Source organism: Chryseobacterium luquanense, assembly GCF_026460945.1.
Classification (GTDB): Bacteria; Bacteroidota; Bacteroidia; order Flavobacteriales; family Weeksellaceae; genus Chryseobacterium; species Chryseobacterium luquanense.
Genome location: NZ_JAOVZV010000008.1, coordinates 277,547 through 291,246, shown reverse-complemented (window position 1 = coordinate 291,246; position 13,700 = coordinate 277,547). Strand labels below are relative to the sequence as shown.

At 32.7% G+C, this 13,700-nt stretch carries 11 protein-coding genes; 8 read left to right on the top strand and 3 right to left on the bottom strand.

Annotated features, from left to right (window positions below):
- Positions 1–16: 16 nt before the first annotated feature.
- Both OEA66_RS09585 and OEA66_RS09580 read left to right on the top strand, forming a co-directional pair.
- Positions 17–628: an inorganic pyrophosphatase gene (locus tag OEA66_RS09585; protein WP_267281163.1), complete on the top strand. Its 612-nt coding sequence runs from the start codon at positions 17–19 to the stop codon at positions 626–628.
- A gap of 164 nt (positions 629–792) precedes the next feature.
- Positions 793–3,528, top strand: coding sequence for a sodium-translocating pyrophosphatase (locus tag OEA66_RS09580; RefSeq protein ID WP_267281162.1), 2,736 nt, complete (start codon positions 793–795; stop codon positions 3,526–3,528).
- 43 nt (positions 3,529–3,571) lie between these two features.
- Here OEA66_RS09580 and OEA66_RS09575 read toward each other — a convergent pair whose 3' ends face one another.
- Positions 3,572–4,711 carry an aminotransferase class I/II-fold pyridoxal phosphate-dependent enzyme gene (locus OEA66_RS09575; RefSeq protein WP_267281161.1) on the bottom strand — a complete coding sequence of 380 codons (1,140 nt, stop codon included), beginning with the start codon at positions 4,709–4,711 and terminating at the stop codon, positions 3,572–3,574.
- Between the two features lie 83 nt (positions 4,712–4,794).
- Between OEA66_RS09575 and OEA66_RS09570 the strand changes: the two genes are divergently transcribed.
- From OEA66_RS09570 to OEA66_RS09550, 5 genes are all read left to right on the top strand, one after another.
- Positions 4,795–5,850 (top strand): M28 family metallopeptidase, encoded by a 1,056-nt coding sequence (locus OEA66_RS09570; protein WP_267281160.1) that lies wholly within the window; start codon positions 4,795–4,797, stop codon positions 5,848–5,850.
- Between the two features lie 17 nt (positions 5,851–5,867).
- The gene (locus tag OEA66_RS09565; RefSeq protein WP_267281159.1) at positions 5,868–6,308 is read left to right on the top strand and encodes a GNAT family N-acetyltransferase; all 441 of its coding nucleotides are present in this window, start codon (positions 5,868–5,870) and stop codon (positions 6,306–6,308) included.
- Between the two features lies 1 nt (position 6,309).
- Positions 6,310–6,678 carry a VOC family protein gene (locus OEA66_RS09560; protein ID WP_267281158.1) on the top strand — a complete coding sequence of 123 codons (369 nt, stop codon included), beginning with the start codon at positions 6,310–6,312 and terminating at the stop codon, positions 6,676–6,678.
- Between the two features lie 3 nt (positions 6,679–6,681).
- On the top strand, positions 6,682–7,206 hold the full coding sequence (locus tag OEA66_RS09555; protein ID WP_267281157.1) for an endonuclease V: 525 nt from the start codon (positions 6,682–6,684) through the stop codon (positions 7,204–7,206).
- Between the two features lie 212 nt (positions 7,207–7,418).
- The gene (locus OEA66_RS09550; protein ID WP_267281156.1) at positions 7,419–7,862 is read left to right on the top strand and encodes a hypothetical protein; all 444 of its coding nucleotides are present in this window, start codon (positions 7,419–7,421) and stop codon (positions 7,860–7,862) included.
- A gap of 270 nt (positions 7,863–8,132) precedes the next feature.
- Here OEA66_RS09550 and OEA66_RS09545 read toward each other — a convergent pair whose 3' ends face one another.
- Both OEA66_RS09545 and uvrA read right to left on the bottom strand, forming a co-directional pair.
- Complete coding sequence (locus OEA66_RS09545) at positions 8,133–8,690, bottom strand: hypothetical protein (RefSeq protein ID WP_267281155.1); 558 nt, start codon at positions 8,688–8,690, stop codon at positions 8,133–8,135.
- Between the two features lie 7 nt (positions 8,691–8,697).
- Positions 8,698–11,484: an excinuclease ABC subunit UvrA gene (uvrA, locus tag OEA66_RS09540; RefSeq protein WP_267281154.1), complete on the bottom strand. Its 2,787-nt coding sequence runs from the start codon at positions 11,482–11,484 to the stop codon at positions 8,698–8,700.
- A gap of 401 nt (positions 11,485–11,885) precedes the next feature.
- Here uvrA and OEA66_RS09535 point away from each other — a divergent pair, with 401 nt between their 5' ends.
- Entirely contained in the window at positions 11,886–13,697 is a 1,812-nt protein-coding gene (locus OEA66_RS09535) for a TonB-dependent receptor plug domain-containing protein (RefSeq protein ID WP_267281153.1), read from the top strand.
- Positions 13,698–13,700 lie beyond the last annotated feature (3 nt).

Genomic DNA, 13,700 nt, shown 5'->3' with positions numbered 1-13,700 from the left:
ATAATAAATATAAATAATGATTCCAAATTTTAAAGCACATCCGTGGCATGGGATTTCTGCAGGAGAAGATGCGCCAAACGTTGTAAACGTATTCGTGGAAATAGTTCCTTCAGACACCATTAAATATGAAGTAGATAAAGAAACTGGTTACCTTAAAGTAGACAGACCTCAGAAATTTTCAAACATTATTCCTGCATTATACGGTTTTGTTCCAAGAACTTACTGTGACGCAGAAGTAATGAGATTAGCTGTAGAAAGTGGTGCAAGCGATGTTACAATGGGAGATCATGATCCTTTGGATATTTGTGTTTTAAGTTCTCATAATATTCATTCAGGAGGACTTTTGATGGAAGCTATTCCAATCGGAGGTTTCAAAATGATTGATGGAGGTGAAGCTGATGATAAAATCGTTGCAGTAATGGTAAGTGATCACGCTTTCGGGCATTTCAGAGATATTTCAGAATTACCAGAAGCTGAAGTAAAAAGATTGATGCACTATTTCCTTACTTACAAAAACTTACCGGATGAGCCTGCAAAATGCAGAATCCAGGAAGTTTATGGAGCAGATCATGCACATAAAGTAATTATAGCTTCTCAAAAAGACTATTCTGATAAATACGGAGGATAGCTCCTTAGTCAATAAAATTATAAAAGCAGGTGAGTTTTCATCTGCTTTTTTGTTTTAAATCTTATCTAAACTTTCTTAAACTTTCAAAACCTATAATATTTTAAATGGTTTGATGGAAATTATTAAGTATATTTAATATTCTATTACCAAAAAAATATTAAACTATGGACTTATTTGTGTTAGTGCCAATTTTTGGCGTTATTGCCCTGATCTATACTTTTCTCCAAAGTAATTGGGTAAGCAGACAAAATGCAGGAAATGAAAAAATGAAAGTTATCAGCGGGCATATCGCTGACGGTGCGATGGCTTTTCTCAAGGCCGAGTACAAAATCATGATGTATTTCGTCATTATCGTAGCTATTTTACTTGCAGTGATGGGAATGACCAATTCCAACTCGCACTGGAGCATCGGAATTGCTTTTGTCATTGGTGCCATACTTTCAGCTTTAGCTGGTTTCATCGGAATGAAAATTGCCACAAAAGCTAATGTAAGAACTGCAGAAGCAGCTAGAACTTCTTTATCTAAAGCTTTAAAAGTATCATTTACCGGAGGTTCTGTTATGGGAATGGGAGTTGCAGGTTTAGCAGTTTTAGGATTGGGTGCGGTTTATTTAATTATTAAACAGATTTTTGCTCCTAATTCAACTGTTGATTCCCATGAAATGGAAAGAACTATTGAGATTCTTACCGGATTTTCTCTCGGAGCGGAATCTATCGCTCTATTTGCAAGAGTTGGCGGTGGAATATACACTAAAGCTGCTGATGTCGGAGCCGATTTAGTTGGAAAGGTAGAAGCCGGAATTCCCGAAGATGACCCTCGAAATCCAGCTACAATCGCTGATAATGTTGGAGATAATGTTGGAGACGTTGCAGGAATGGGAGCTGATTTGTTTGGATCTTATGTTGCAACCGTTTTAGCAACGATGGTTTTAGGAAGAGAAACAATCTCAGTAGATTCTTTCGGAGGATTTGCTCCGATTCTTTTACCGATGTTAATTGCCGGAACAGGAATTATATTTTCTATGATCGGAACTTTATTCGTTAAAATTAATGATAATGAAGGAGCATCAACTTCAAACGTTCAGAATGCACTAAATTTAGGAAACTGGGGAAGTATTGTAATTACTGCAATCGCATCTTACTTTTTGGTCACCTATCTTTTACCTGAAAAAATGATTCTAAGAGGTTTTGAATTTACCAAAATGGGAGTTTTCGGAGCAATCATTGTAGGATTAGTTGTAGGAACTTTGATGAGCATTATTACAGAATTCTACACAGCGATGGGAAAAAGGCCGGTTTTAAGTATTGTACGACAATCTTCAACAGGTCATGCCACCAACATTATTGGCGGACTTTCGGTTGGAATGGAATCAACTCTTTTACCGATTTTAGTTTTAGCAGGAGGAATTTACGGTTCTTATTTATGCGCTGGATTATACGGAGTTGCAATTGCAGCAGCCGGAATGATGGCAACTACAGCAATGCAGTTAGCAATTGACGCTTTCGGACCAATTGCAGACAACGCGGGAGGAATTGCTGAAATGAGTGAATTACCAAAAGAAGTTCGTGAGAATACAGATATTTTAGATGCAGTAGGAAATACCACTGCAGCATCGGGAAAAGGTTTTGCGATTGCTTCTGCTGCATTAACGGCTTTAGCTTTATTTGCGGCTTTCGTAGGAATTGCAGGAATCGATGGAATTGATATTTACCGAGCCGATGTTTTGGCTGGATTATTTGTCGGTGGAATGATTCCATTCATATTTTCATCTTTGGCTATTACTGCGGTTGGACAAGCTGCAATGGCGATGGTAGAAGAAGTCCGAAGACAGTTCAGAGAAATTCCCGGGATTTTGGAAGGAAAAGCAGAACCGGAATATCAAAAATGTGTCGCTATTTCTACTGATGCATCTATCCGAAAAATGATGCTTCCTGGTGCAATTGCGATAGTTTCACCTTTATTAATTGGATTTATTTTTGGACCAGAAGTTTTAGGGGGATTTTTAGCCGGAGCAACAGTTTGCGGAGTTTTAATGGGGATTTTCCAGAATAATGCAGGTGGAGCTTGGGATAATGCTAAAAAATCTTTTGAAAAAGGAGTAGAAATCAACGGACAAACTTATTATAAAGGTTCAGAACCGCATAAAGCTTCTATTACAGGAGATACAGTTGGAGATCCGTTTAAAGATACTTCCGGGCCATCAATGAATATTTTAATAAAACTAATGTCGATTGTTTCTTTGGTTATTGCACCAACTTTGGCAGTTTTGCATAAAGATAAAATTGAAGCAAACAGAAAAGCTAAAATTGAAAGCTTACTTGGTAAATCCGGAATTCACACAGAAAATCAAACGATCTCAGGAAATAACGCAGTGATTGCACCTTCAGGAATTAATGGTCAATTAAATGAAAATGGCGATTTTGTTTATAATACCGGAAATGTTCAGGAAGTTAGACTGAAAAGTGGTAAAACAATTTCCTTAGGTAACCAAAGCCAATTATACTTTTTACAGGAGGATGTTTATAAGAAAAGTCAGGCGGTTTTAGATCCGAATAAATGGTACACCATTGAAAATTTATATTTTGAAACGGGTTCAAGTGACTTAAAGGCTGGTTCAGAAATTCAACTAGCTAATCTGGCTGAAATTATGAATGAATATCCGAATTTAAGAATAAAATTAGGTGGTTATACAGATAATATAGGAGGTGAAGAAAGTAATCTTTCACTATCCAATTTAAGAGCACAAACTGCAAAATTGAAATTACTTGAACTGGGAATTGCCGGAGATCGGGTAGAAACAGAAGGATATGGTTCTCAACACCCGGTTTGTCCTGAAAATGACAGCGAAGAATGTCAAGCAAAAAACCGAAGGATAGATATAAGAGTTTTAGCTCTTTAAATTAAAATCAACACTAAGCACTGCATTTGCGGTGCTTTTTTCATTATATGTTTTTTTTCAAATGTTCCAAAGCATTAATAATCACATCATCTTTTTTAGCAAAACTAAACCTTACATAATCAGAATCTTGTTTAGAATTATAAAAAGCCGAAAGCGGTAAACAGGAAACTTTTTTTTCAACAGTCAGCCATTTTGAAAATTCTACGTCTGTCATAGTTTTATTTACATTCCTGAAATTAACGATCTGAAAAAATCCACCTTGCGATTTTTCTTCAATTTTCAAAGGTGTGAATTGTAACATTTCATTAAAAATATCACGTTTTTGCTGCATTATTTTTTGGTTTTCAGCAGGATCAAAAACTTCAAGATATTTTGCTATTGCATATTGACAAGGAGAATTTGAACTATAAGAAATATATTGCTGATGAATTCTAAAGTAATTTAATAAATTTTCAGGAGCTAAAAGATAACTTACTTTCCAACCGGTTGCGTGAAACATCTTACCAAATGAAAAAATACAAAATGTTCTTTTCTTTAGTTCAGGATGCAAGAATGAACTGTAATGTTCTTCACTGTCATAACAATAAATATCATAAATTTCCTCCGAAATAAGATAGATTTCCTGATGTTTTATTAACTCATAAAGCTGATTCCAGTCTTCTTTAATCCAGATTTTTCCGGTGGGATTCTGAGGTGAATTTACAATGATTGCTTTAGTTTTTGAACTAATACAGTCTTGAAGTTTTTCCCAATCAACCTTAAAATCAACATCCAAATCGTAATAAACAGGAACTCCGCCATTTAAAACAATCGAAGGCGCATAAGTATAGTAAGATGGCTGAATAACAATTACTTCATCACCAATATTTAAAATAGATTTTAAAGAAGTGTACAAGCCAAAAGTAGAACAAGGAACAATATTAATTTCTTCTTTTTTAAGTTTTACGCTGTTTTTTCGATTTAAATTAAACTGAATAATACTTTCAATCAGCAAAGGATTTCCGGAAAGTGATTCATAGCTGTGACTGATCATATCTGCAGACTCTTTCAGATAATACCTTAAACGAGGATCAATTTCAAAATCAGGTAGACCTAATGACAAATCATAACTCTGATGTCTCGAAGCGAGCTCCGACATTTCTGTGAAAAATTTATAATCATTAAATCCGTAATTTTTTTCCATAGGCTTTTATCAAATATATAAAAAAATAGCATCCAATTTACAGTTGGATTTTTTTTGTTATTTTTAAACAAACAAATTTTTAAATGAAAAAATTTCTCATTCCTATCTTTTCAGTAATTATTCTTACGAGCTGTGGAAGCTCTATACATTTAAGTGATAAGCAGAATTCAAATCAAAACACCAGTTCAAGCAATTCTAAAAGTGATAAAGCTTTTAATAAAGCATATCAGCAAATTAAGTATAATGATTTAAAGAAAAATTTATATGTGATTGCTTCTGATGAAATGGAAGGAAGAGACACTGGAAGTCAAGGTCAGAAAAAAGCAGGAGAGTATATCGTCAAATTTTATAAAGATTTGGGAATTGAATTTCCTGAAAAACTAGGTTCATATTATCAGAAAGTTCCTTCTTCTTACATGAAAAAAAGAGGTGGTGGAAATTTACCTGATTCTGAAAATATTTTAGCATTTATTGAAGGAAGTGAAAAACCTGAAGAAATCATTGTTGTTTCTGCCCATTACGATCATATCGGAACTAAAAACGGTGTGGTCTACAACGGCGCCGATGATGACGGAAGCGGAACTGTGGCTGTAATGCAGATTGCAAAAGCTTTTCAAAAGGCTAAAAAGAAAGGTAACGGACCAAAGAGATCTATTTTATTTCTTCATGTAACGGGAGAAGAACACGGACTTTTCGGTTCGGAGTACTATTCTGATAATCCTGTTTTTCCTTTGGCAAATACAGTTGCTGACTTGAATATTGATATGATTGGAAGAGATGATATTGCAAATCGAGGTAAGAATTATGTTTATGTGATTGGTTCTGAAATGTTAAGTTCAGAATTAAAAATCATTACAGAAGCAGCAAATAAAAAGACAAATAATCTTGAATTAAACTATAAATACGACGATCCGAAAGATCCCGACAGATTATATTACCGTTCTGATCATTATAATTTTGCAAAACATGGAATTCCTGTAGCATTTTTCTTTGACGGAATTCATGAAGATTATCACAAGGAAACCGATGATGTTGAAAAAATTGATTTTAATTTATTGCAAAAAAGAACTCAATTGGTTTTTGCAACAGCTTGGGAATTGGCAAATCGTAAAGAGAGAATTGTCGTTGATAAAAAATAATAAGAAAAGTTTTGAATATGATTATTCGTGAAGCGAAAATAGAAGATATTCCTCAAATTCAGGTGGTGAGAAATTCCGTTAAAGAAAATACTTTGTCAAATCCTGATCTTGTTACTGATAAAGATTGTGAAGAATTTATGACCGAAAGAGGAAAGGGGTGGGTTTGCGAAATTGATGAGAAAATCACAGGCTTTTCTATTGTAGATTTAAAAGAAAATAATATTTGGGCGTTGTTTGTAGATCCTGATTTTGAAAAGATGGGAATCGGAAAAAAATTACATGACATGATGTTGGATTGGTATTTTAGTAAAACAAAAGAAAATGTATGGCTTGGAACTTCACCAAATACAAGAGCAGAAGTGTTTTATCGGAAAACCGGCTGGAATGAAATAGGAATACACGGAAAAAACGAAATTAAGTTCGAAATGACTTTTGATAACTGGATAAATAAAAAATAATATGAATCAAAAAATAAAATCAATAAGACCTTTTATCGGATCAAAAGATTTTGCTGAAAGCAGAGAATTTTATCGAGATTTAGGATTCGAAGAAGTCGAAATTGATCCTAAATTTTCAGTGTTTAAAAAAGGAGATTTTGCATTTTATCTTCAGGATTATTATGCAAAAGAATGGATTGAAAATACCATGATTTTCCTTGAAATAGAAAATGTAGATCTTTATTGGGAAGAGCTTTCTGCTTTAAATTTGAAAGAAAAATATAAGTCAATAAAATTAATTCCAACAAAAACAATGGATTGGGGAAAAGAATGTTTTCTGCTTGATCCCGCTGGAGTTTTGTGGCATTTTGGAGAGTTTTTTAGTTCTTAAAATATGATTTACGCATTCGACACCTATTATTACGAAAACTTCGCTAAAACAGTCTGCATCGCATTCGAAAACTGGAATTCTGAGACTGAAAGTTTTATCTATTCTGAAAATACAGAGATTACTTCCGATTATGAAAGCGGAGCATTTTATAAAAGAGAATTACCTTGCATTCTGAGTTTATTAAAGAAAATTGAGTTACAACACGGTGATTTAATTATTGTAGATGGTTATGTGACTTTAGATAATGACGGCAAATTTGGTTTAGGTGGCTATCTTTATCAATCTTTAGATGAAAAATATCCTATTATTGGTATTGCAAAAAACGGATTTAATAGTGAAGATCATCAAAGAAGAATTGTTTTACGTGGCGAAAGCAAAACTCCATTATTTCTTACTGCGATTGGAATTAATGTTGACAAAACTCAATCTGAAATAGAAAATATGCACGGAAATTTTAGAATCCCAACATTATTGAAAAAACTAGATCAGCTTACAAGAGAGAAAGATGAACTAAATATGAGAAACTGATAAAAGTCAGTTGAATATTTATTTATATTTATTCTAAATAAATATAAATTTGTTTCAGAATTAAAACGATTCTAAAAACATCAAATAGTTCATATCCATATTAATTTTTCATTTTTCAAGAACCGATAAGTTTTGCTTGTCGGTTTTTATTTTGAAACGTGAAAATTCAATCAAATAAATTCTTACTTTTGAAATGATTAAACACAAAAACAATGAAAAAATTATTTTGCCTTCTTGCAGTAAGCTGTTCCGTTATTTTATTCTCTCAAAAATCTTATTCAAAAATTAGCAACTCAAAAATCAGTCAAGAAAGAGTTCAGATTAGTGAACAATTTATCAAAGAATATTTTACAAAATGTGAAAATAAAGACTTTTCAAAATTTAATAATTTTATTTTAGACAAAAGATTAGAAAGAAAACTAAATGAAAATTATGAGAAAAATTGTGAAGAGTCATTACAAAATAATGGAAAAATCACTATTAAAAAATTTAATTCGGCATATCTTCAAGACTTTACAAAAGACAGAGATCCGATAGAATATATTGTTTTTGATGCTGATTTTGAAAAATCTAAAGATCTCAAATTTGTAAGTGTCTGGATTTACAGAGATCAAAACGTGATCAGCGGAATTTGGATTTCTAAAGAAAAACCTTAAGCAAAAGAATCCGCTCTTTAGAAGCGGATTCAGTAGATAAATACATCTCATTTTTTTAATTAGACAACAACAAAAAAGCACAGCCGACGATGCTGTGCTTAAATTTTTATTTCAAATTTAATTGCGATTTCGAATTCGAAAAAGGCAAGAAAAAGATTCATTTCATTTTTATTACATAGTAAATGTAGGAATATTTTTAATACGAAATGTAAATTTAATGTTAAAATCCACAACTTATCCACATTTTTTTGTGGATAAAAGTTAATAAACCTAGTTATTTTTTATCACTTCACTTTCAAAAGGTGCTATTCTTCTAATATTATATGAATGATAACCTAAACTGTCAATGTTTTTCAATAGTTTGTAGATATCAAAATTTTTAATCGTATCATTTTCAAAAGAGAATGACAAAGTTTGAAGTCTACCTTGATGATTTTTCATGCTCTTCTCAAAAGATTTATCTTTAAGTAAAGAATATATTTGATTGTAATGGATTTGATGTAAACTATCTTTGCTAAGCTTTCTTCTTAATACTTCTGTTTTATCAGGGCTCCATCCACACCAATTCCATATCAATTCTTCGTTGTAGAAATAAACTATTCCATTGTTTAAAATAATGAAATTAACTGCTCCTTTTGGATAATCGTAAAATTTAATTTCTTTAATTTCAGCTAATTCAGGATTCTTAAGCTTAGCTTCCTCAAAATGTTTATTAATATCATCATTAAATTTAGAAACAATAAAATCTCTCTTTTCATTATTTTGTTTATCATCTTTTTTACATGAACTAATGAATAAAATTATTAATATTGAAAAGAGAAATCTCATACCATAATTATAATTTCTCCGCAATATATTTTGCTGTATGCGAAGTTTTATTCTTTGCTAAATCTTCCGGGGTTCCTGCAAAAACTACTTCTCCGCCATATTTTCCTGCTTCCGGACCGATGTCTATAATATGATCTGCACATTTCATGATATCAGGTTGATGTTCAATAACAATCACAGAATGTCCGAGATCGATCAATGCCTGTAAAGATTTCAATAACTTTTGAATATCATGGAAATGTAATCCTGTAGATGGTTCGTCAAAAACAAACAGGGTTTTATCTGTAGTCACACCTTTTACAAGAAATGAAGCCAGTTTTACACGTTGGGCTTCACCTCCGGAAAGAGTAGAAGAGCTTTGTCCGAGCTGCAAATATCCTAAACCAACATCCTGAAGCGGAGTTAGTTTTGTCACGATTTTATCTTCTTTATTTTCTCTGAAAAACGTTAAAGCTTCGTCAACGGTCATGTGAAGAATATCAGAAATATTTTTTTCGTCGAATCTCACTTCAAGAACTTCATTTTTAAAACGGGTTCCTTTACATGTTTCGCATTCAAGCTCAATATCCGCCATAAACTGCATGGAAACATTGATTACTCCTTCACCTTTACACTCGTCACATCTTCCGCCATCAACGTTGAAAGAGAAATGTTTTGGCTTGTAACCCATCATTTTCGCACTTTTCTGCTTAGAAAACAAATCACGAATATCGTCATAAGCCTTCAGATAAGTTACAGGATTTGAACGGGAAGATTTTCCAATAGGATTTTGATCAATTAATTCGATGTGTTTGATTAATTTTTTTGGAAATTCTACAGAATCATAATCGCCTTTCTTTCCGCCCATTCCCAATTGAATCTGAATATCATTCGTCAGAATTTCTTTCATTAAAGTTGATTTTCCACTTCCGGAAACTCCTGAAATAACGACTAAACTTTCCAACGGAACATCAACATCAATATTTTTTAAATTATTTGATCTAGCACCTTTTATATGAATAAATTCCTTAGCTTTTCTGCGTTTTTCAGGAACTTTTATTTCCAGTCTTCCTGTAAGATATTTTGAAGTCAGCGTATCTGCATCTTTCAGTTCTTTATAATCACCTGCAAAAACCAATTCTCCGCCTAAATATCCGGCTTCAGGACCAATATCAATGATATAATCTGCTGCTCTCATGACGTCTTCATCATGCTCAACAACAATTACGGTATTTCCAATGTCACGTAGATTTTTTAAAACTCCAATTAAATTTTCGGTATCTCTTGAGTGCAATCCAATCGACGGTTCATCCAAAATATAAATTGAACCCACCAAAGAACTTCCCAAACTTGTCGCCAAATTAATTCTTTGACTTTCACCTCCCGAAAGCGTGTTCGAAGTTCGGTTAATTGTTAAATATCCCAGACCAACTTTTAATAAAAATTCAACTCTCGTTGTAATTTCGTAGAGTAATCTTTTTGCAATTTCTTTATCGTGTTCTGAAAGTTTTAAGCTTTGAATTAATGGTAAAAGTTCATCCAAAGGAAGCTCAATCATCGACTGAATATTGTTTCCGTCGATTTTCACCCAGCTTGTTTCTTCACGAAGACGCAAACCTTCGCAAGTCGGACAAAGCGTTTTTCCTCTGTAACGAGAAAGCATCACACGATATTGAATTTTATACAAGTTTTCCTCCAACATTTTGAAGAAATTATTCAAAGAAGGGAAACTTGATTTTCCATCACCTTTCCAAAGATAATTTTTCTGTTCTTTGGTCAGTTGATGATAAGGCTTATGAATAGGGAAGTCTTTTGCTTTTTTAATGAAATCTTTTTTCCATTCGCTCATAGTTTCACCTTTCCATGAAGCAACTGCATCTTCAAAAACCGACAAAGCTTTGTTTGGAATGACCAAATCATCATCAATTCCGATCACTTTTCCGTAACCTTCACAAGTAGGACAAGCGCCAAAAGGATTGTTAAAGCTGAAAAAATGAACGTTAGGCTCAAGAAATTCTATTCCGTCGAGCTCAAATTTATTTGAAAATTCTTTTACAGTGCCGTTTTCGGTATTTTTTAATGAACAATATCCACGACCTTCATAAAACGCCATCTGAATGGAATCTGCCAAACGCTGAAGAAAACTTTCATCTTCTTCGTAAGAAAAACGATCTATCACCAAATTGATTTCCATTCCTTTTTCGGGAGTGAAACCAAAACTTTCTAAATCTTCAATTCCGGCAACATTTCCGCTGATTTCTAATCTTGTGAAACCTGCAAGTTTTAAAACATTTAAAGTATCTGTAAAGTTTTCAACATCAAAATCTAACGGAGCAGTTAATAAGAACGGAACATTGTTTTTTGCGGTTTTAATATAATCTATAACATCAGTCACCGAATCTTTTTTCACTTCATTCCCCGAAACCGGAGAAAATGTTTTTCCGATTCTTGCAAACAAAAGCTTCATGTAATCGTAAATTTCCGTAGAAGTTCCGACTGTAGAACGTGGATTTGAAGAAATTACTTTTTGCTGAATCGCAATAGAAGGCGCTAAACCTTTAATATCATCAACTTTTGGTTTTTCTAATTTACCTAAAAACTGACGTGCGTAAGAACTTAAACTTTCCACATATCTTCTCTGTCCTTCCGCATAGATTGTATCAAAAGCCAAAGAAGATTTTCCGCTTCCGGAAACTCCCGTAATGACAATTAATTTATTTTTCGGAATTAAAACATCAATATGTTTCAGGTTGTTAAGGTGTGCGTTTTTAACGAAGACCTGTTTCTTTATATCTATATCTGTTGTTGAAGCCATAGTAAAATTAAGACTAGCAAAAATACGAATTTTTGATGGATTTTATTTAAAAGAATTACCTACTGCTATATTCAAAATATCAATAAGAAAATTTTAAATCATTATGAATCAATTTGTAAAATAATTTTTAATGCTTCTTTTTGAAAATTACATGAATTTGAAACATTTGCTCTTGCTTTGTAAATATTTTTCGTGTAAAATTGCATTCCTAAATTAGTAATAAGTATGAGAAAATTTTTCCAACATTTTATTACACATTTAATGAGAAAAAGATAAAAAAGAGTTTAAAAACACTTTGGAGATGCATATTTTTTATGCATCTTTTTTTATGATATGTATCATTTTTTGGTTCTGAGAAAGTCTGCTAATTTTGAAAGCTTCAAAAAATAAACTAAAGTAATATGAATAAGAAACTCGGAACTGTAATTTTTTTTGCTTCGCTTTGCTCGGTAAATGCACAGATAAAAACTTCAGATATAGATTCTGTTGAGATTCAGGGAAAATTTATCGCAACCACTTATAAAAATGCCAATCAGAATATTTCTGTGATTACACGAGAAGATATTCTGAATTCTCCGGCTGCAAGTATTGATGAGATTCTACAGCAAATTCCAGGAATGGACATCAGAAGGAGAGGTGCAAATGGAGTACAGAGTGATGTCGGTTTCAGAGGAAGTTCGTTTGAGCAGGTTTTAATTTTAATCAACGGAATCAGGATGAATGATTCGCAAACCGGTCACAATTCATTAAATATTCCTGTTGATTTAGATAATGTTGAAAGAATAGAAGTCATCAAAGGTCCTGCTGCAAGAAGATTTGGACAAAATGCTTATGCCGGAGCAATCAATATTATTACTAAAACTCATATTGGAAAGAATGTGAAAATCCGTGCCAATGCAGGAGATTACGAAACATACGGTTTCGGATTTAATGCAAATCTTGGAAACGAAAAGTTTTCAAATACTTTACAGGCAAATTCAAATTCATCACAAGGTTACAGACATAATACTGATTTTGAAATCAGAAATGTTTTCTATCAAAATCAATTAAAAATAAAAAATGGTGACATCAGATTGCAAGCCGGTTTTTCTGAAAAGAAATTTGGCGCCAACGGATTTTACTCTTCACCAAAAGCAACGGAGCAATATGAAGAATTACAATCATCAATTTTGAGCCTTGCACACCAACAAACTTTCGGAAAATTAAAGCTTAATTCTAATGTTTATTGGAGAAGAGGGCAGGATATGTATCTGTTTAACAGAGAAAAGCCTGAAATCTACAGAAATATGCATATCGGAAATAATGTAGGAGGAGAAGTGAATTCCAGCTATACTTCAAGTTTGGGAACAACAGGTTTAGGTGTTGAATTGAGAAAAGAATTTTTGGCAAGTAACAATTTGGGAGACAGAGAACGGTTTGTAACTCAGGTTTTCTTCGAGCATCATTTTTCTTTCTTTGATAAAAAACTAAACATCAGTCCGGGAGCTTCTTGGGCAAATTATTCTACCCATGGAAACTTTTTTTATCCGGGATTAGACGTTGGTTATACATTTTATCAGAATAATAAAGTGTACGGAAATATCTCCAGAGTTCACAGGGTTCCTACGTTCACAGATTTGTATTATACAAGCAAAACAGAGCAAGGAAATCCTAATCTTTTACCGGAAAACGCTATTTATGCAGAACTTGGATATCAATACCAAAACAAAAACATTTTAGCAAAACTAAGCGGTTTCTACAGAGATTCTAATAATTCAATCGACTGGACTAAAAATTCTTTAGAAGATCCGGTTTGGTATTCAAGAAATATTGGAGACACTGAAATTAAAGGTATTGAAGCTGAAGTCGGGCATCAGGTTTTCGATTGGATGAAATATACTTTGGGATACACGTATATCGACAATAAATTGAAGGATTTAAATGATTTGAACTCCCGTTATGCACTTGATAATTTGAAACATCAGTTTGTAGCAAAACTTCAGACAAAATTTCTGAAATATTTTACCAATGAACTGGTTTATAGATATAACGATCGAGTAAATTTAGGAAGTTATCATTTGCTTGATGAAAAACTGAGTTTTAATAAGAGAGACTTTTCAGTTTATGTTTTAATCAATAACGTAACTGATTCTGATTATACAGAAACTTTTGGAGTACCAATGCCACAAAGATGGTTTCATATTGGTTTTTCTTACAATATTAATATTAAGTAAACT